14 protein-coding genes and 1 tRNA gene are annotated in these 20522 nt (G+C 51.4%); 8 read left to right on the top strand and 7 right to left on the bottom strand.

Annotated elements, in window-relative coordinates; translation table 11 throughout:
• Positions 1-127: 127 nt before the first annotated feature.
• The 6 genes from ACW9SV_RS06060 to ACW9SV_RS06035 all read right to left on the bottom strand — a co-directional run bounded on the left by ACW9SV_RS06060 (position 128) and on the right by ACW9SV_RS06035 (position 7079).
• The gene (locus ACW9SV_RS06060; protein ID WP_479555843.1) at positions 128-1246 is read right to left on the bottom strand and encodes an alkene reductase; all 1119 of its coding nucleotides are present in this window, start codon (positions 1244-1246) and stop codon (positions 128-130) included.
• Between the two features lie 57 nt (positions 1247-1303).
• Positions 1304-1762, bottom strand: a complete 459-nt coding sequence (locus ACW9SV_RS06055; RefSeq protein ID WP_479555842.1) for a MarR family winged helix-turn-helix transcriptional regulator — start codon at positions 1760-1762, stop codon at positions 1304-1306.
• A gap of 243 nt (positions 1763-2005) precedes the next feature.
• Complete coding sequence (locus tag ACW9SV_RS06050; RefSeq protein WP_479555841.1) at positions 2006-2245, bottom strand: hypothetical protein; 240 nt, start codon at positions 2243-2245, stop codon at positions 2006-2008.
• Between the two features lie 109 nt (positions 2246-2354).
• Positions 2355-2999: a DsbA family protein gene (locus ACW9SV_RS06045; RefSeq protein WP_479555840.1), complete on the bottom strand. Its 645-nt coding sequence runs from the start codon at positions 2997-2999 to the stop codon at positions 2355-2357.
• 476 nt (positions 3000-3475) lie between these two features.
• Positions 3476-5419: an LTA synthase family protein gene (locus tag ACW9SV_RS06040; protein WP_479555839.1), complete on the bottom strand. Its 1944-nt coding sequence runs from the start codon at positions 5417-5419 to the stop codon at positions 3476-3478.
• A 487-nt stretch (positions 5420-5906) separates the two neighbouring features.
• Positions 5907-7079: an alpha/beta hydrolase gene (locus tag ACW9SV_RS06035; RefSeq protein WP_479555838.1), complete on the bottom strand. Its 1173-nt coding sequence runs from the start codon at positions 7077-7079 to the stop codon at positions 5907-5909.
• A 166-nt stretch (positions 7080-7245) separates the two neighbouring features.
• Between ACW9SV_RS06035 and ACW9SV_RS06030 the strand changes: the two genes are divergently transcribed.
• Both ACW9SV_RS06030 and ACW9SV_RS06025 read left to right on the top strand, forming a co-directional pair.
• Positions 7246-7321 (top strand) — tRNA-Gly (locus ACW9SV_RS06030).
• Positions 7322-7427: 106 nt separating this feature from the next.
• Complete coding sequence (locus ACW9SV_RS06025) at positions 7428-8300, top strand: hypothetical protein (RefSeq protein WP_479555837.1); 873 nt, start codon at positions 7428-7430, stop codon at positions 8298-8300.
• A 150-nt stretch (positions 8301-8450) separates the two neighbouring features.
• Here the strand turns inward: ACW9SV_RS06025 and ACW9SV_RS06020 are convergent, their stop codons facing one another.
• Complete coding sequence (locus ACW9SV_RS06020; RefSeq protein ID WP_479555836.1) at positions 8451-9047, bottom strand: RNA polymerase sigma-70 factor; 597 nt, start codon at positions 9045-9047, stop codon at positions 8451-8453.
• 230 nt (positions 9048-9277) lie between these two features.
• Here ACW9SV_RS06020 and ACW9SV_RS06015 point away from each other — a divergent pair, with 230 nt between their 5' ends.
• The 6 genes from ACW9SV_RS06015 to ACW9SV_RS05990 all read left to right on the top strand — a co-directional run bounded on the left by ACW9SV_RS06015 (position 9278) and on the right by ACW9SV_RS05990 (position 20452).
• A complete protein-coding gene (locus ACW9SV_RS06015; protein WP_479555835.1) occupies positions 9278-10315 on the top strand; it encodes a FecR family protein in 1038 nt (345 codons plus the stop codon).
• 139 nt (positions 10316-10454) lie between these two features.
• Entirely contained in the window at positions 10455-13736 is a 3282-nt protein-coding gene (locus ACW9SV_RS06010; RefSeq protein ID WP_479555834.1) for a TonB-dependent receptor, read from the top strand.
• Between the two features lie 10 nt (positions 13737-13746).
• Positions 13747-15231: a RagB/SusD family nutrient uptake outer membrane protein gene (locus ACW9SV_RS06005; protein ID WP_479555833.1), complete on the top strand. Its 1485-nt coding sequence runs from the start codon at positions 13747-13749 to the stop codon at positions 15229-15231.
• A 181-nt stretch (positions 15232-15412) separates the two neighbouring features.
• A complete protein-coding gene (locus ACW9SV_RS06000; RefSeq protein ID WP_479555832.1) occupies positions 15413-17146 on the top strand; it encodes a SusE domain-containing protein in 1734 nt (577 codons plus the stop codon).
• 243 nt (positions 17147-17389) lie between these two features.
• Complete coding sequence (locus ACW9SV_RS05995) at positions 17390-18856, top strand: glycoside hydrolase family 30 protein (RefSeq protein ID WP_479555831.1); 1467 nt, start codon at positions 17390-17392, stop codon at positions 18854-18856.
• Positions 18857-19018: 162 nt separating this feature from the next.
• Positions 19019-20452 carry a glycoside hydrolase family 30 protein gene (locus tag ACW9SV_RS05990; RefSeq protein ID WP_479555830.1) on the top strand — a complete coding sequence of 478 codons (1434 nt, stop codon included), beginning with the start codon at positions 19019-19021 and terminating at the stop codon, positions 20450-20452.
• Positions 20453-20522: the final 70 nt, after the last annotated feature.

Below are 20522 nucleotides of genomic sequence, written 5' to 3'. Positions count from 1 at the left end.
GGCCTCACTTGCGCCAGAAACACTATTCATTTCAAGCCTCATTTCTGCAAAACACCCCTAAAACGAAAAAAGCCGCACCATTTGTGCGGCCCTTTTCTATATATGCAGTTGTGTGTTGTTCCTAAAATTACGCGGCAGAAACTTCGGCCAGGGTAGGGTAGTCGGTGTAGCCTACTTCGCCGGTGTTGCTGTAGAACGTGTTGTAGTCCGGGGCGTTCAGCTCGGCTTGCTCCGCGAAACGCTCTACCAAGTCTGGGTTTGCGATGAACGGACGGCCGTAGGCAACTAAATCGGCAAGGCCGTCTTCTAACACTTTATTCCCGGTTACCTGCGTAAAGCCGCCGTTGATAATTAAGGTGCCGTTGTACAACGGACGGAAGTGTTTGGCAATCTCCTTGATGGCGTACGGTAACTCGGCTACTTTCGGCGAAGCCTCGGTCAGGTGCAGGTAGGCCAGGTTGTAGTCGTTCAAGCGCTTCACGATGTACTCAAACGTAGGCGCAGTTTCCTCGTCAACGGTGATGCCGAACTGCTCGTGCATGGAAGGGTTCAGACGAACTCCCACGCGGCTCAGGTCAATGACTTCTTTCACGGCATCCAGCACCTCAAAGAAGAAGCGGGCGCGGTTTTCAATGGTTCCGCCGTATTCATCGGTGCGCTGGTTAGAGCAGCGGCTGAAGAACTGGTGGAACAGGTAACCATTGGAAGAGTGAATCTCTACGCCGTCAAAACCTGCTTCTACCGCGTTGGCAGCAGCTTTTTTGAAGTCTTCCACAATACCTTTGATTTCTTCGGTCTCCAAAGCGCGTGGCGTCACGGTTGGTTTGAAGCCTTCCTCGGTAAACGCCTGGTCATTAGGGTTGATAGCCGATGGGGCCACAGGTAATTCACCATTGTGGAAATCTGGGTGCGACATACGGCCCACGTGCCACAACTGCGCATAGATTTTTCCGCCTTTCTCATGCACGGCGTTGGTCACTAATTTCCAGCCTTCTACCTGCGCGGCAGAGTAAATGCCCGGAATGTTGATGTAGCCCACGCCCTGCGGACTTACCGGCGTGCCTTCTGAGATGACCAAACCAGCACTGGCGCGTTGGGCGTAGTAGTGGGCGTTCAACTCAGTAGGAACGTTCTCGGGATTGTTAGACCGGCTACGGGTCATAGGAGCCATCACCAAACGGTTATTTAGTTGTAAAGCGCCTTTGTGGTAAGGTTGTAACAGCGGTTGTTTTTCTATTTGACTCATCTTTTATTTTGTTGTTAAAACATAAGTTGTATATACAACTATATGGGTAAAAAAATATTAACCTTCTCGTTCTCTTAATTTGTCCATCAGCTCGCCAATCTTAATGGCTTCTTCTTCGCTAATCTGGCTGTATTTTTCCTCCAGGTTCTGCATAATGGTATCGGTTTGCTTCAGCAGTTCAAGGCCTTTCTCGGTAATCATGATGTCCACCTTGCGGCGGTTATCAGAACATTGGCAACGGGTTACCAAGCCTTTTTCCAGTAGCTTGTCTACCAGACGAGTGGCGTTAGAATCACGGTCCAACATACGTTCTTGCACCAAGCCTAACGTAGCTGGATTAGGATACTGTCCCCGTAGAATACCCAGCACGTTATTCTGCTGCAACGATACCCCATACTGCTTCAACTGGCAGGAAAGCTCTTTTTGCAGCCAATTGCCCGTGAACATCACGTTCACTACCATGCGGCGGTAAGGGCTGCCAAATGTCTTCTGCTTCAATTCGTCCTCTAATTTCATGGGCTTTCTGCCGTTCATGCGGCAAATGTACGTTGCTCTATTGTATATACAACTATTGTATGAATATAGTTTCAAGAATACCCAAAATCGAGCTGTATTTACAGGGGTAAAACAGCCTAAGTGTTTTAGGGCTTTATTCTGGTAAAATGGCCCTACAATGGTTATAAAAGCTATTTTTGTCTTCTGTCAGACACTCTGCTTTGTTCGTTTGTAGGTGTTCTTAGGGTAACCTGGTTTCCGGACCTACACCAGGTTGGGTCCGGCCGGTGGAGCTATATAACCCGTGGTGGCTGGTGACTCAACGGTGCTGTCTGGGTCTGCGTCTTCGGTAATGTCAGTGGTGGCATCATCGCGGTCCTTTGCTTCCTGGTCAGCGGGCTTTTTGGCTTCGCAGGCGCCCAGCAGAAACAGGCTGGTAAGAGCGGCAAAGATTCCTGTTCTCCAGAAGGAGCGAGATGGCTGTAGCATAGATTCCTTTTTCATAGTGGTAGGTACGTAAGTTTTTCTACTCTACGGAAAATTCGGAGAAACTGCCAAAAGAAAGCGAGCAGCCAATCCAAGATGAGCTGCTCGCAGAAGATTAGATGCTGTTTTACTGCGCCAATACCTGTTCAAGTGCCGGAGTCAAGTCTTCAAACTTGGCGTACCCACGGGTGACCAAATACAGGTTATCGCCGTTCTGCGCCACCATAGATGGGAACCCCTGGATGCCCCAGGCCTGCACCTGCGCAAACTCCTGCTGGGCCATGAGGCGGTATTTTTCATTGGAAAAACGCATCCGGAATTGTTCTTCCGTAAGGCCGGCTTCCTGCGCCAAGGGAAAATAGGTTTCTATCTGGTTGAAGTCTTTGCCCTCTTTAAACTGCAGGTCCTGGATGGCTTTGGCGTACTTCACCTGCTGGTCTGGTTGCCCTTCTTTGAAGATGCTTAGGGCAATGGCTGGTGGCTCTGAGTTAGAGATGTACGTGCCTTTTTCAAGTACTTCTGTGAAATACGGCTCGCCCATTTTCACACCAGTAATCTCGTTGAGCCGAGGCATGGCTTGCTTAATATAGCTGGCCATGTTCCCGATGGGGCCTATGCGCTCGCCCAGAATCATACCGCCACTCAGCACCTCAAAATGGAATTTATCAGCGTAGGCAGCGTGCAACTTCTCAATCTGCGGACCCATCGCGAAGCACCAGCCACAAAGCGCATCAGAGATATAGAAAAGGGTAGGCTTATTGTCAGTAGTCATGAGTTCTGAATCAAGTTTTATGAAACGTGTAATCGGCAGATGCATTCTGGGCTTGTTTTCAGAAAACAAAGCCAGAAATAGCGAAGCAAAGGTAGGACGCTTAGCTCTTGTAAGATGTTTCAGGCTGGTTTCTACTGGTAAACCTTTAAGTGGGGTGTTAACGGTAGCTGATTGTCCCCCTTTGAAGGGGGGAGGGGGATGATTACTCGTGCAGATATTAGCATTCTCGAAATCCTGGTAGAAGCAATCTCTTGTGGTTGCCCTTTTCACAATGAGCGCATCTGCTCCGTAGCGAAAGCTTTCCAATATTGATGCAGCCTTGTCGTCCCCCTACCCCCTTCAAAGGGGGACGAAATACCTGTGAAGCCTTATTAAGAAGGAGATTCAATGAGGCAAGAAAAATCCCGTTTAGAGGCTGTTTCTTCAAAAACAGCCTCTAAACGGGATATCAACAATCAGCAACTAACCATCAACAATTATTTCGCTGTAAGCCGATTTTCTAGCATGCGGTTGTTGTACTGCTGAATGAACGCCTTCAGTTTGTTTTCCATGGCTACCCTGATAAGCGGCTCTTTGTCTTTGAGGTTGTTCTTCAGGAACTTGTCTTCTTTGTAGTTGAACAGTCCTAGGGTGTTGGTGCCGTCAAACTGCAGGAAGTAATCGCCCTCGGTCCATTGGTAGCCGCCTTGGTAGCTGATGGCGAAATTGCCTTCCTGCGGGTTCAGCATGTTCTTCCCAAAGGAAAAATATGGTTGGTCGTAGCCCAGGTAGCCTAGCACGGTAGGCATGATATCCAGTTGCTGTACCACGCGCTCTTGCTCCACACCTCTGAAGGAAGGATCACCGGGGGCGTAGAAGAGGATGGGCACCGCGAAGTTGCCCCACGCGGTCTGGTACTCGGGGTAGAAGGTGTGGGTGGCGGAGTGGTCAGCGGTGATGACGAAGAGCGTGTTCTTGAACCAGGGGGCCTGGCTCGCTTTCTGGAAGAACTTGCGCAGAGCCATGTCTGAGTACCCGATGCACTCAAAAATTTCAAACGGACCTTTCTTAAACTTGCCCTGATACCGCTCCGGCACCTTGTACGGGTGGTGCGAAGACGTGGTGAACACCGCGCTCAAGAACGGCTCCTGGAACGTGTTCAGTTTGCCCGCCATGAACTGCAGGAACTCTTCGTCCCAGATGCCCCACATGCCGTCAAAGTCTTCGGGTTTGCCGTATTCGGTCATGCCGTAGTATTGCTCAATGCCAATCAAATTCATGAACGCATCAAAACCCATGGAGCCATTGGGTGCCCCGTGGAAGAAGGACGTATGATAACCTTTGGCCCGTAAAGTCCGCGGCAGGCTGGGCAGGTTGTTGCTTACGTACTGCGTCAAGACAAACGGCTCCTGAATGCTGGGAATGCTGGTGAGCACGCTGGGCAGCGCGTCAATAGATTTCCGGCCGTTGGCGAAGGAGTTCCAGTACACTTTGCTGTGCCCCATAAGTGAGTCCAAGAACGGCGTGAAGCCAGTGTAGGTGCCGTTTTCCAGGTGCCTGTTGTAGCCGCCAATGGCTTCTTTCCCGAAGCTTTCCAGGATAATCACCACCACGTTCTTTTTCTGGAACCTGGCAGAATCTATAGGCTGATGAATAGGGCTGTACACCTGTGCTACCTGCTCCTCGGGGAAATACTCTACCTTTTGGTAACTGGTCTTGTTGATGGTCCGGATGATGGAAAAAGGCGTGTTGAGCACGATGTACATTTCCTGCGGCCGCTCCACATACTCGCCGGCGTTGCTCAGCGTGATGGGCCGAGTACTGTGCCGAAAACCCCCACGCATGGCGGCAATGCTCAAGCCAATGGTCAATACCAGCACCACGGTGTGCCACGGGTAATAAAACCAAGGGTTGTAGGTAGGCGCTTTCTCCAACTTGATGCGGTTATATAGCCAGGCCATCAACGCTACCAAGCCTATCCAGATCAGGGCAATGTACCAGAAATCGACCAGGAAACTAGAGGCAAAACCACCCCAATCTTCATTCCCAAACTCCCGCACCACGCTCCCGGTGGTGCGTCGCAGGGTGAAGCGGTAATAAATAAAGTCAATACAGTTGAGCGCCAGCCCCAGGCCGTTAAAGACCAGAAACACCCATTTCACCACCTTTTGGTACACCGGATGGTGCCGGAACCGGAAGGGCAGCAACATGAGGACCAGAAACAAAAGGTTGGTATAAATGATAGCCGCCAAGTCAAACTTAAGCCCGCCCCACATCAGGTACAGCAGGTCCGAGAAAGACGTCTCAGCGAAGAAGCCTTTGTTGAAAAAATAGAAAAGAAGCCGGCAAACGGTGTAAAGGAGCATGGCCACTCCCAACGCCAGCAGCATGGCCAGGTGCACACTCCGCCGCAAAGCCCTCGGCTGAAAAGATTTTATCATGTTCTAAAGAAAGAACCGCAAAATTAGGCAACCTCACGCAGAGTTGCATGACAGAGTTTCTGATTGGATACCAAAGACAATTAGAAGATTGCGATCAATCATGAGCGCTTTTGAGGTTCTCGCCTCACTGCAGTTTCAAACTGCAGACATGGAAGGTCCAAGTTGCAAACTTGAACCATAGAAAAAGGTGACTATGCAACGCAACAGGTAGAAGATCCCAATTCCAGTCTTTCGGTTGAGCGCCTTTGTTTTAGACCTGGTGCCGCATATGCGGCAGGCCTACCGGCCAAGGCTAAAACAACAGCGCGAGGCCGGAAGACGAGGCCTCGCGGCCTTGAGCGCACCAAAGCAAAGTTGCAACAATGCAAGCCTTTAAAACCTGAAAAGCCCACAACAGGAAACATCATTACCCTCCAACCTCAAAAAAGCAGCCTTAAAACACCAACGCATTTCAAGGCTGCTTTTCAAAAACTAACTCAAAAGCACTTTACATTCCAAAAGCAGTCTTCAAATTATCCACCGCTATTTTCTGCGCATCCTTGGCTTCTTTCAGCACTGCGGCCATCCCGAAAAATTCATGGGTAACCCCATTGAAAAGCTTATGGTCCACATCTACCCCGGCAGCTTCCAACTTCTCCGCTAACAGCCGACCTTCTGTTTGAAGCGGGTCTAGTTGGGCATTGAGGATGGTAGTAGAAGGCAGACCTTTCAGATTAGCGCCTAGCAGGTTGATCCAAGGGTTCTTGCCATCGGCAGGCGTACGCAGGTATTGTTTGAAGAACCAAGCCATCATGGGCTTATCCAAGGGTTTGGCTGCAGCGTACTTCTGGTAAGACTCCGTGGTGGTATCGGTTCCGGCGATGGGGTACACCAGCACCTGGTGCACCGGCATCTGCACTTTCTTGTCGCGGGCCATCATGCTCACGGCAGCGGCCAGGTTGCCTCCGGCACTTTCGCCTACCAGTGCTATTTTCTTAGGATCACCTTTAAGGGAGGCCGCATTTTTCAATGCCCACTGGTACGCCGCGAAAGAATCATTGTGCGCCGTCGGGAATTTATTTTCCGGGGCCTGGCGGTAGGCCACAGAGATGACCACAGCATCGGCTTGTTCTGCTAAGCCTTTGGCCGAGGCGTCATACGTGTCCAGATCGGCAATGACCCAGCCACCACCGTGGTAATAGACAATGACGGGGTAAGAAGCTTTGCCGGTTTTAGGCGTGTACACCCGCGCGTGGATCTGCCCGCCGGTCACCGGAATCTTCTTGCCTACAGTATCCACTTTAGAGGGCGGCATAGGAATGTTGTTTTCCTTCATCAGGTCCATCACCGCTGTGGTAGGGGTGGGGTTCTTGCGGGCCTCTTGCGCGGTTAGCTGCGGAATAGGTTTAGTGCCGTAGCTGGCGAGTTTATCGGTGATGGCTTGCATGGGGCCGGTAATCTCATCGGCCCAGACAGGTTTGGCGCCGGTGGGTTTCAGGCTGGCTTCTACCTGATCGGCAGAGTCCTGAGCCGAGAAGCCGGTAGTATCTGCGGCACCCTCGCGGCTGACGCGTTCAGTTTCTATAGGGCGCTTGCTCTCACAGGAGCTGGCTAAAAAGCAGCAAGCCGCCGCCAGGGCAAATCCGCCGGGGCGGATCATTTCTAACAATCTCTTTTTCATAGTGGTTGTGTTTAGGTAAGCAGCGTTCATCTGCGGTAACTAACATACGTGACTAGAATAAATACGGATTAATGCTTTATGAAAATCAAGAGCAAAAGCGCTGAGCCCAGAAGCCTTGCGACTAAAAGAAAACCGGCTATCTTTGTTTATAGATTGCAAGCGTTAAGCGAGAGTAGCTCAGTTGGTAGAGCATCAGCTTCCCAAGCTGAGGGCCGCGGGTTCGAATCCCGTTTCTCGCTCCAGATCAAGTCTTTTCATTTTTCTTTTCGGCACCTTAAGATGGGTATGTGTAGCTTCCTGAATTTCCCTCGCCACTGGCAATTACTCGCGTGTTCTTTTCTTATTTCATTGGCAAGCTGTACGGCGCCCCGGTCGGTGATCCAGTCAGGAAGGGTGACCCCGCATGGCGAGTTCAAGGTTGGCGCCAACTTTGGCGGAAACATTGCCACAGAACCCATCTCTGAGCTGAAAGACGTGACTGAAGACGCCATTGTGGCGCTCGCGAACCGTGATTCTGTGTACTATGACGGGTTGGTGAAATCGGCTACGAAAGCGGCCATTGCCTACACCCTTGACCCGGTAGGCCCCAATTTCGATTTCTATGTGCGTTACGGGGTGTTGCCTAGGGTAGACGTTGGCTATAAATACGCCTCTGGGGTGCACGTGCTAGATGCCATGTACCAGTTCATGGGCCCGTTGGCCGGAGCCTCCAGAAGCAGCAACGAAAGATGGTACGGCAGCATTGGCTTGCAGTACGCCGGGCAGAAATCAGATATTCTGTCTAAAATCTTTCTGGACAAGCTTGCCCCGGTTTTGCAGTTTGAGGCCTCCCGCAGAGATGTGTTGGTGCCTTTGGTGTTCAGCCGGTCATTTGGGGTAGATGAAGAGTTTGGGAACATTTCTTTCGGGGTAGCTTACAACCACACCTTTGTGGAGTACGGCTTGGTGCCCGGACGCCTGTATGAGAAAGTGGGTGGTGGAAGAGCCGTGCAGCTAGAAGGGCTTACCAGAAAAGAAAGCTTTCCCTCCTACGGATTTTTCGTGAACGCCAAAATTGGTGCCAAGCGTATTTACGTTTTGCCAGCTCTTTCTATGTACTACCAGAAATACGGCACCTATGAGCTCTTGAAAGGTGAGTTGGTAGATTTCTCTGGAATCACCATTGTGCCCTCCATAGGCTTGCAGGTAGGGTTTGGCCAGGGAAAAGCCGGGAAAAGATAGTCTCTCCTTTGAAGCCGTTTTCTTGATATCAACCTGAAAGGAGAACGGTGCTCAATATTCATACTAAAAAGCGAAGCCCGTGGAAGATGCTAGACATCCGCCACGGGCTTCGCTTTTATGGGCTGTTTTTCTTGAAACCTTATTAAACCTTTATCGCAGCAGGTAAGCGCAAATCATCAGGAAACCATAGACAATGTCATAGCTCTTGAATTTGTCCCGAAGCATCTTCAAGGCCTTGTTCATGTGATTCTCAATGTTGCTGTTGCTGGTGTTCAAGGCCGTGGCAATTTCGGAGTTGCTCAGCCCCTCGGCCCGGCTCATGACAAATACCTGACGCCTTACCGGTGGCATGGAGGCGCAAACCTCTTCAAACAATTGCAACAGTTCTTTGTGCTCCAGCGCGGCTTGGGTTGAGTTTTCAAAAACGGCCCCGTAATCGGCCAGGTACTGGCCAAAGGCAAATTCGTAGGTCCGGTGGCGGGCTTTGTTGTACACCAGGTTTTTGGCGGTGGTGAACAGGTACCCATCCAGGTTCTGGGTAGGGTCCAGGGTGCTTCTCCGCTCCCACACTTTCAGGAACACTTCCTGCACTATCTCTTCTGCGTCTTCGCGGTTCCTCACTAGTTTCATGGCAAAGGCAAAAAGCTTGGGCTCCAGGGTACGGTACAGGCGCTCAAAGGCAGCCACGTTACCGGTGGTCAATGCCTCAATGTCTGCCCCCAAACTTTCCCTGCTTTCTGCTTGCATGGTTTCTTGGTTAAAGTACCTGACTTTCATGCTACTACAACTTTTCTCTTCCAACGTCCTCAGACCTCCTTCACGAAGTAGTTTTAAAAAACCTAAAATACTTATGATAAATGTAGATGAATTTATAGAAAAAACAAAAACCGAAACTTTTGTTAAAAATATTTGAAAAGGGAGGTGGTGCAACCGCGCCTTTGAGTGTAATAAGGAAAAGCGCTAATCTTTATTACCCCATGAATCAACATTTACTAGACCGTTTTTACAAGGGAGAGTGTACTCCTGAAGAGGTAAAAATGGTGTTGGAATGGTTTAAGAATCAAAAACTTACCCCTGAGCAGGAACTTCAAATGGAGGAGCTGTGGGCCCAGGCCGGTACCCACCAGTCCGAAGCCGCGTACGCCCATGACACAGATAAGACATGGCGCAATTTAGAGGCGCTTATCCAAGCAGAGGGAACAGGTATCCAGGAGGAAACCAACGTGCTGTCCCTATCAGAGAACAGCTGGAGCAAGTGGGCAAGGGTGGCCGCCGCCATTCTGCTGCCGTTAGGGTTCATTTGGTTTGTGGCTTCTAGATACTTACAGGAGGAGTCTGCCGTTAGGCAAATCGTGGCAGTGCAGACGATCCCTGGTCAGTGGAGAACCGTGCAACTGGAAGACGGGTCCTCCATTGTTTTGCGGCCAGGAAGTAAAGTGACCTATCCGCAGCCTTTCGCCGAGAACAGAAGAGACATTTCTTTGGAGGGCGAGGCCTTCTTCCAGGTGGCCAAAGACAAGAACCGCCCCTTCGTTGTGAAATCCGGTACTATCTACACGCAGGCCTTGGGCACCTCTTTCAACATCAGATATGAGCCAAAAGACACCGCTATCTCTGTAGCGTTGGCTACCGGTTTGGTGAAAATCAGCAAAGGGGAGACAAAAGAAGAAGCCATTCTGGCCAAACTAGTGCCGGGGCAGCAGCTGGTATTTAACCGCAAAAACCAACAGCATGCCGTGGGAGCTTATGAGGCAAGGGAAGTGCTGGGTTGGAAAGACGGCGTTCTGCATTTCAAGAAAGCTAGCCTAGATGAGGTGGTCACTAAAATTGAGAACTGGTACGGGGTTGATGTGAAGATAGAAGGCATGCAGCCCGCCCGCAAAGAAGCGTGGAGTTATACCGGTGAATACCGGCAGCAAAGTCTGCCGCAAGTACTGGAAGGCATTGGCTTTGTGAAAGATTTCACTTACCAGGTAAACCAAGATCAAGTTCAGATTACCTTCAAAAGACCATAAGCTTATGAGAAGATGACCGGTTCTTTTAACAGGTAGACCACGGGGTGGCCTACCTGTCAACTACCTCCGGAACCAAGATGTTGGCGCATCAAAATCCAGGAGGCAATTCAATCTAATTACTATTAAACACTCCCAATATATGGAAAAAAATGTATACGGCTTCCTGAAAGGAATGTCCTGGAAAGCTTTGGCGGTACTGGTGCTGCATCTGGCTTTCCTCTCATCTGGTTATGCCGCGCCCGGCAAAGCCCCGGTGAGTACTATTCAAAAGACAAAAATCACCCTTTCTATTACCAACGGCACCTTGCAGGAGTTCTTCCGGAAGGTAGAGGCCGAAACCTTGTTTAAATTCTCCTTTGATGAAAACGAGGTGCCTAGCCGGTCTAAAGTAACAGTGCAGGCAAAGAACGAACCCTTAGATAAGGTTCTGGAGAAAGTGGCCGCTACCACCAACCTGGAGTTCAAACAGGTAAACAACAACATTCACGTAAGGACCAAAAGCGCAAGAGCGGTTCAGCCTAAAGCATCGGTAGAAACCTTGCCGCAAGATGGTTTTCGCGTTTCTGGTAAAGTAACCGATGAGAACGGAGCCGGATTGCCCGGGGTAACCGTTTCGGTGAAAGGGACCACCAATGCCACATCTACTGATGTGAACGGAGGCTTCTCTTTGAACGTCCCAAACGGAACCGGCACCCTGGTGCTCTCTTATATTGGGTACATGACCCAGGAAGTCGCCATTGAGAACCGTTCTACCATCAACGTAGCCCTAGCCCCAGACACCAAATCCTTGCAGGAAGTAGTGGTGATTGGGTATGGTACCCAGAAAAAAGAAGACATCACCGGTTCTGTATCAGTGATTGACAACGAAGCCTTTGACGCCCGCCCTAACACCCAGATCGGGAACCTGATCCAGGGGAAAACTGCCGGGGTACAGGTATTGACCAACTCTGGTAAGCCCTCGGCAGGTTTTAACATTCGCATCCGAGGGACCAGCTCTATTACCGCCAACAGTGATCCATTGTACGTGGTAGACGGCGTGCCTTCTGGTGATACCAGAAGCCTGAACCCTGCCGATATTGAAAGCATCTCTATTCTGAAAGATGCTTCTTCTGCCGCCATCTATGGGGCGCAGGGTGCCAACGGGGTAGTGTTGATTACCACCAAACGCGGTAGAACCGAGAAGCCAACCTTTGAATTCAGCACTTACACCGGGGTTTCCCAGGTTTGGAACACACTAGATGTTCTGAACGCCGAGCAGTACCGTGACCTGATGACCGAACTGGGCCAGAACACTGACTGGAGCCGTTACCAGGAGAATACCGACTGGCAGAAAGAAGTTTTCCAGAACGGAAGCTCCTTGAACTACCAGTTAGCCGTTTCCGGTAAGACCGACAAAACCAACTACTACATCTCTGGCGGTTGGATGAAACAGAACGGCGCCGTGCGCAGCTCTACCATGGACCGCGCCAGCTTTAAGGTGAACCTGGAGCAGAAGCTTTCCAACTGGTTAACTGTGGGTACCAACATGGGCTACACCCGCTACCATGACGTTGATGTAGCCGATAACCAATCTGTAAACCAGGGCGGTGTGATTTTGGGCGTACTGTCTACGCCACCGGTGATTGGCGTGTACAACCCTAACGGAACCTTCACCAGTAACCCGTTCCAGGACTGGGAAAACCCTATCTCCAGCACCGACGGCTCTGACCGCAACTACCGCAACCAGCGTCTTTTGGGCAATGTGTACGGCGAGGTACAACTACTGGAAGGCCTGAAATACCGCGCCAACTTTGGTATTGACTACATCAGCGCCATTAACGATTACTTCCTTGATCCGTTCAGAACCAGCTATGGTCGCGCCAGAAAAGGGATTGGCCGTAACAGCACCAACCTGACCAACTTCTGGATTTTGGACAACACCCTTTCTTACACCAAGACCCTGGGACAACATAACTTCAGCGCAATGGTGGGTTCTGTACAGCAGAAATTCAGATGGGAAAACAGCAGCATTGAGCGTACGGAGTTCTCTGGTACTGCGGTGACTACCCCAGGTGCCGGTGCCGTGATTCAGTCGGCAGACGCCAACAAGTCTGAGAAAACCAACACCTCGTTCATCAGCCGGGTGACCTATGACTTCGCCAACAAGTACCTGTTAACCGCCAACTTCCGGGCAGATGCTTCATCGGTGTTCGGTCCTGAGGTGCGTTGGGGTTATTTCCCGTCGGCGTCTTTGGGCTGGAGAATCTCTGAAGAGGATTTCTTCCCTAAAACCAACGTGCTGAATGACGTGAAACTGCGTGTAGGTTGGGGATTAGTAGGAAATGACACTGGTTTGGGAGCATATGCATACCTGCCCCGCGTAGGCTACGGCGCTAACTACCCTATTGGCGGTACCGCCCAACCTGGTAGCTATCCTTCTTCTATCGGGAATAACCAACTGGGTTGGGAAGCGTCTGAGCAGACCAACGTAGGTTTGGATGTGGCTTTCCTGAATTCCCGTATCGCGTTAACCGTTGATGCTTACCTAAAGAAAACCACTGACCTGCTGTTACCTATTGAAGTGCCAAGATCTACCGGTTTCAACGGTGGTGATGCCAACGTAGGAAGCTTGCAAAACAAAGGTCTTGAGTTCTTGGTGAGCTCGCAGAACCTGGTGGGTGATTTCTCCTGGACTACAGACCTGAACCTGTCATTCAACAGAAACAAAGTAATCAACATCCTGGGTCAGAACTTCTATGGCGGCGGAGTGGCCGGAAGAGGTGATGTGAGCTTGTCAAGAGAAGGTTCTCCGTTGGGTCTGTTCTATGGCTACCAGTGGGGCGGGGTAGATCCAACCACCGGTATGGCGTACTACATCAACAGAAACGGCGAAAGCACTTTCACGCCTTCGGCGGATGACCGCGTGATCATTGGTAACCCTAACCCAGACTTCATCTACGGGGTGACCAACACGTTCTCTTACAAAAACTTCGGCCTAAGCATCTTCCTGCAAGGCTCTCAGGGCAATGATATCTTCAATGCCACCCGTATTGAAATGGAAGGCATGTCAGATCCTAAAAACCAAGGCATCGCGGTATTGGATCGTTGGAGAAACCCAGGTGACGTGACCGATATCCCGAGGGCGGTTTGGGCCAGCACAGACAACTCACGCATCTCTTCCCGGTTTGTGGAAGACGGTTCTTACCTGCGTCTGAAAACCCTTACCCTAAGCTACAACCTGCCTTCTACGCTGTTGTCTAAAATCAAAATGAGCTCCCTGCGCATCTATGCCACCGGGGAGAACTTGTTCACTATTACAGACTATTCAGGGTTTGACCCAGAGGTGAACGCCTTTGGCGGCAGCAACCGGGCCCAAGGCATTGACTTTGGTACCTATCCGCAGACGCGCAACTTAATCTTAGGTCTGAATCTTTCTTTCTAATCAAGAATATATGAAACTGAACAGAATAGCCATATATACCTTGGCAGGTGCTCTCTTGATGGGAGCCCCCGCCTGTGACGATTTCCTGGAATTGGAGCCCATTTCTGAGGCGACTACGGAAAACGCCTACAAATCGGCCAGCGATGCCGAAGCCGCGTTAACCGGCGTTTATGAGTCGTTTCAGGCAGAATACTACATCTGGGATAACCTGGTGTTCAGCGAGATTCTCTCCGATAACTACTATGCCGGGGGCGATAACGCCGAGATCTTCGCGGTAGACAACGTGGCCATCACGCCTACCAACAGCCGTCTCTGGAACAACTGGAGCCAGATCTACAACGCCATTGCCAAAGCCAACGTGGTGTTGCAGAAGGTACCTCAGATCACAGACCCGCAGCTATCTGAAACCCGCAAGAACCAGATCTTAGGAGAGGCTGCTTTCTTGCGCGCGTACCACTACTTCCAATTGGTGAAGATGTGGGGTGGCGTGCCTTTGGTGCTGGAGCCGGTGACTTCGCTGGATCCAAGTGTGACCCAGAAGCCCCGCGCTACCGAGGTAGAGGTGTACAACCAGATTGTGACCGACCTGACCTTTGCTTTGGATAACAGACTGCCTGATGCCTACGGAGAGAATGCCAGTGTGAACAAAGCCCGTGCTACCCGCGGAGCCGCCAACGCGCTTTTAGCCAAAGCCTGGGCTCAACGCCCCGACCGCGACTACAACAAAGTGCTGCAGCACGCCGATGCCGTGATCAACAGCCCGGCTGGTTACCAGTTGCTGGGCAACTTCAACGATCTGTTTGACGGTGCGCACTACAACAATGCCGAGTCCATCATGGAGGTGCAGTTCATTGGCGGAAACGAAGCCAACTGGGGTCCTCAGATGCTGCTTCCACCTTCTTTGAGTGGTGACACCTGGCGTAAATTCATGACGCCGTCGCATGATTTGGTGAATGCCTACAATTCTGAGAACGACAACGTCCGGAGAAACACCACCATCTTGTTTGAAAATGCACCTTGGTCAGATGAGTTCTGGTCAGTGAGCACCGGCGGAAGCGTTCCGTTCGCGTACCGCTGGAAAAGCGCCAACGGTTGGGCCAGTACCAACCGCCAGTACCTCTTCAGATTGGCTGATATCATGCTCCTGAAAGCCGAAGCCCTGAACGAACTAGGCCGCCTAGAAGAAGCCAGAACCGTGCTGAACACCGTGCGCAGAAGAGTAAACCTGGGTGCGAATACCTCCACTACCAAAGAGGATATGAGAATGGCCATCCTGAAAGAGCGCCGTCTGGAGCTGGCCCAGGAAGGTCACCGTTGGGATGATCTGCGCCGTTACGGCGTGGCTGCCCAGGTGATGAACAACCTCAATGAGATTGACCTGCGCACCAATACCCGCAAGGAGTACAACGTGGCGCCGCATGAGCTGTTCCTGCCTATTCCGCAGTCTGAAATCAACCGTAACCCGCAATTGGTGCAAACCCCGGGGTACAACTAAATCCTTTGGCCGCAAGGCACCCGTCTCAGAACCTTCCCCCCGTGGTTCTGTTTCAGGACTGTTTTTCTAAAAGCAGCCCTGAAGTAACTGGCTCCGCAAGTCATTTGCGGGGCCAGGAAGGAGGGATGCTGGTGCTAGCCAAAGATTTCCTACAAGAATTCATGTCTAAAAAATAGTCCTCATGAAAAAGATAAACATGTTATTTCAGCTCCTGGCCCTGCTGTTTGTAGTGGGCGCCTGCGAGGAGCAAGACAATATTGAGCCCGTAGGCAATTGGGAGCTGAGTGCCCCCGCGCTGGCTAACCCGGCAGAGAATGCCACCATCACCCTGGACCAGACGGCACCTAATGCCACTACCCGTTTTGAGTGGGCTCCGGCAGTCTCCAGCAAGAACTATGGAGTTACCTACAGATTGGTGATAGACTCTGTCGCCAACGCAGATTTCAGCACGCCCATCCTGAGCATGCCTACCGGTAACGGAGGTAAAAACTTATTCATCACGCCTACCGCGGTGCAGATTGACCAGGCCTTGTCTATGGCCGGTTACGATGCCAACACAGTGGCGCAACTGAAATGGGCTGTGGTGGCCCAGTCCCTGAGCAAGGAAACTGTTTCTGAAGCCAAGGCTATTGCTATTAAGCGTTTCATGAACGAGACACACCCAGACCGCCTGTTTATTTCAGGTTCCGCCACTGAGAAAGGTACCGATGTAAGTCAAGCCATTGCCATGCGTCCGTTAAAAGATGCCAACGGAAACCGGACCAACGTGTTTGAGGTGTACACCCGTTTAACCGAGGGTGGTACTTTTAAATTCTACAGCCAACAGAACGCCACCTCTTTGGTGTACGGCGCGTCGGCAGACGGCAAATTGCGTAAAAAAGGAACCCCTATTGCCGCACCGGGCGCTGGAACCTACCGCGTTACCGTAAACCTGAACACAAACGAGTTCAGCTTCGTGAAGATTGAGAGATGGAGTGCCGTAGGAGGCGCGTTTGCCGATAACCCATCAGACTGGGGTGGAGACTTCCCCCTTGAGTATAAAGGCAACGGGGTATGGCAGACTTCTCTTGACATCAAAAATGCAACAGGTTTCGTTTTCAGAGCCAACGGTGATTGGGGTTACCTCATGAAACGTGTGAAAGGCACCACCAACCAGCTGGTCATGGAGTCTCAGGCTCCCGCCGGTACAGTTGAAGATATCCCGGCTACGGCAACAGGTAAGTATATTATTACGATGAATCTCTCTGGCGATCAGTACACGTATTCGTTGCAGAAAGATACTTCTGTGCCACCGCCCACATCAGCCCCTGACAAGCTGTTCCTGCTGCAGGGCAACACCGTGGTAGCGGAGCTAACCAAAGACGGAAACACGTTCAAGTCAGACGTGTTCCTGGCGCTGGAGGCAAGCAAAGAATACAAGCTGAACTCTGCCAGAGACGGCTCTGGTACTTCGTACACCATCTCGTCTAAAATTGGGGAAACCACCACGCCAGACAATGATGCCGTGTCGGTGCCGGTTGATTTCGGGACCGGGAACGCTGCCATCGCGGTGGCCCGTGACCAGGCGTACCAACTCACCCTGAACTTCCAGACTGGGAAGCTTACCTGGAAGTACTACAACATCAAACTCTTCCACTGGAATAATGAAGGAGGATGGGATGCCCGCAATGAGTTCCTGATGACCTACAAGCACCCTTACACCTTTGAAGGAACGTTTGCCCTGAAGGCCAACTTTGACGTTAAGTTTAACTCGCCCTGGGATGTAGAGTTTGGTACCAATAGCACGGCTCTTACCGGTACCATGACCCACAAAGGCCCTAACTTCAAAGGCATCACACAGGCAGGTAATTACAAAGCCACCATCACCGTGGCCAATGACTACAAAACCGCTGAGTATTCATTTGTGAAACAATAAAAGAAATGGGCGCTTCGCCTTCAAAGCAAGGAAGAAGCGCCCGCTCTTTTCTTAAGCAGTGCAGACTTTATTGAGAAACAGATTTTAGGCTCTTTTTGCAAAAGCTACCTAAAAACCAGAATGAGTCTGATAGTAGTGTGAAGCTGAGAGGAGTTGGGTATCCAGCTCCTGAAGTAGAATGTATCATAGGGCTTTCTAAGCTCCCCCGTTTGGCTTGGAAACGTCTACTTACTTAAAGTAACCATGGGAAACCCCATCCTGAAAAGAATATCAAAAATCCTCATGCTGACGCTGGTAGCTGGTTGGGCCACCAGTTGTGGCAGCGACTCTGATCCAACTCCGTCCCCCCCGCCCCCCCCAGGCGGTACCGGAGTGAGTCAGGTGGCGTTCTGGCTCACCAACCCAGACAAATCGGTGTTGTTCAAAAAGCAGAACGTGGCTTTGAACTTCAAGACCGAGACAAATAACAGCCTCACCATTGACCTGGATACTACCCAAACTTACCAGACCGTAGATGGTTTTGGCTACACCTTAACCACGGGCAGCGCCTATGTGCTTAACCAAATGGCCGCTACCAGCCGCGCCGATCTGTTAAGAGAGTTGTTTGCGGTTGATGAAGAGGAAGGTACCATTGGCGTGAGTTACCTGCGCCTGAACGTGGGTGCCTCTGACCTGAGCCCAACGGTGTATTCGTACCAGGATGTGATGGGCACCGCCTTCAGCCTGGCCCCGGACCAAACCTATTACATTCCGGTGCTCAAGGAGATTCTGGCCATTAACCCAAGCATCAAACTATTAGCTTCGCCGTGGTCGGCACCGGCTTGGATGAAAACAAACAACAGCCCTAAAGGCGGTTCTCTGAAGCTCGAGTTCTACGATGATTACGCCGAGTACCTGGTGAATTACATCCAGGGCATGAAAGCGGCTGGCATCACCATAGACGCTATCACGATTCAGAACGAGCCCCTGCACGACGGCAACAACCCCAGCATGTACATGTCCGCGCAGGATCAGGCCACTTTCGTGAAGAACAACATCGGGCCAGCCTTACGCGCAGCGAACTTAGCTACTAAGATCATTTTGTATGACCACAACCTGGACCGCCCGGATTACCCGATCAGCATCCTTAACGACCCAGAAGCGAAACAGTATGTAGACGGATCGGCCTTCCACCTGTACGCCGGGAACATCAGCGCCATGACCACCGTGCACAATGCGCACCCGGACAAGAACGTGTACTTTACCGAGCAATGGGTAGGCGCACCGGGTAACTTCTCTGAGGACCTGAAATGGCACATGACCAACGTGATCATCGGGAGCATGCGCAACTGGAGCAAGAACGCTTTGGAGTGGAACCTGACGGCTGATCCCAACAACCAACCGTTCACTCCAGGTGGTTGCAGCACTTGTTTGCCAGCAGTGACAATCAACGGGAACAATCCTACCCGCAATGTGGCCTACTACATCATCGCGCACGCGTCTAAGTTTGTGCGGCCCGGCTCTGTGCGGGTGAAATCCACGCTGCTGAATGCCCAGAACACCGAGATGTTCAACACCCTACAGCACGTGGCGTTCAAAAACCCGGCAGGCAAAAAGGTACTTTTGGTCCTGAACGAAACTGGGGCTGATCAATCCTTCAACATCCGGTACCGGGGCCAGATTGTCTCTACTACCCTAAGAGGCGGCGCGACAGGTACCTACGTGTGGTAAATCAATTTTCTGCTTTGCGGCTGTTTTACTTTAAGCAGCCGCAAAGCAGAATTCTATTCTGCAGTAAGCAGGAACATCAACTTTTTGAACTTCTACTTCTTCCTGATGGCTGTTCTAACCAAGCAGTTGCTCAGAAGTTAGAACCTTATTGATTTCTAATTCATGATTCATTCCCTCAAAAAACAGTGGGTACACACCCTCCTCATCAGTGGGCTTTGCCTGGGCGGTGCGGTGGGCTGTACCTCTAACAAAGGCCTTTTATCCAAGAACGAGGCTGACCTATGGCTGACCAATGCTGATAAATCTTCGCTGTTCCAAAAGCAGGCGCAGCCCTTGACGTTCACAGATGCGGCGGCTGCCACTTCAGCAGTCATTGACATTGATGACCAGCAGACCTTCCAGACCATCGATGGTTTTGGCTATACCTTAACAGGCGGCAGTGCGTACCACCTGCACAAAATGACTCCGGCGGCGCGGGCGGCGATCCTGAAAGAGCTCTTCGCGACGGACGGAAACAACATTGGCGTGAGTTACCTACGCGTGAGCATTGGCGCGTCTGACCTGGACGAGAAAGTATTCTCTTACAATGACCTGCCCGAGGGGCAGACTGATCCCAACCTGGAGAAGTTCAGCCTGGCGCCGGACCGCGAGTTCCTCATTCCCGTTTTGAAGGAGATTCTGGCCATCAACCCCAAAATCATGATCCTGGGCTCGCCGTGGTCACCGCCTACCTGGATGAAGACGAACAACAACTCCAAAGGCGGTTCCCTGAAGCCGGAGTGGTACGATGCCTACGCAAAGTACTTCGTGAAGTACGTGCAGGAGATGGCCAAAGAAGGCATCAAGATAGACGCCATTACGGTACAGAATGAGCCCTTGCACCCTGGCAACAACCCTAGTTTGCTTATGCTGGCGCCTGATCAGGCAGTATTCGTGAAGAACCATTTAGGGCCTGCTTTTCAGAAAGCGAACGTAAAAACCAAGATCATCATCTACGACCACAACCTGGACCGTCCGGATTACCCTATCTCTATCCTGAACGATCCCGAGGCGAAGAAATACATTGACGGCTCGGCCTTCCACCTGTACGGTGGCAAGATTGAGGCGATGTCTGAGGTGCACAATGCGCATCCTGACAAGAACGTGTACTTCACCGAGCAGTGGATTGGCGCCCCTGGCAACTTCCCCGGCGACCTCAAATGGCACGTGCGCGAGCTGATTATAGGCGCTCCCCGCAACTGGGCGCGCAACGTGCTGGAGTGGAACCTGGCCGCTGATCCACAGCAGAAGCCTCATACCCCCGGCGGTTGCACCGAGTGTTTAGGTGCCCTGACCATTGACGGCGACAAGGTGATCCGCAACCCGGCCTACTACGTCATCGCGCACGCCTCCAAGTTCGTGCGTCCGGGCTCGGTGAGAATCGCTTCCAACGTACCAACTAACTTGCCAAACGTGGCGTTCAAAACGCCCAAAGGCGAGCGCGTGGTCATTGTCCTGAACAACAGCGATGCAGCTCAAACGTTCAACATCCGGCACAAAGGCAAAACCATTTCGGCGACCTTGAACGCCGGCGCAGTAGGTACTTACGTGTGGTAAATTTCTGGAAGGAGTGAGCAGCGGCTGGAGTAAAACTGTTTTCGGGTTGATTTAAGAAAAACATGCCCCA

It is taken from the genome of Rufibacter sp. JT20002 (assembly GCF_056491185.1).
Note: the sequence above shows the minus strand (reverse complement) of the source record. Positions and strands in the feature narration are given on the sequence as shown.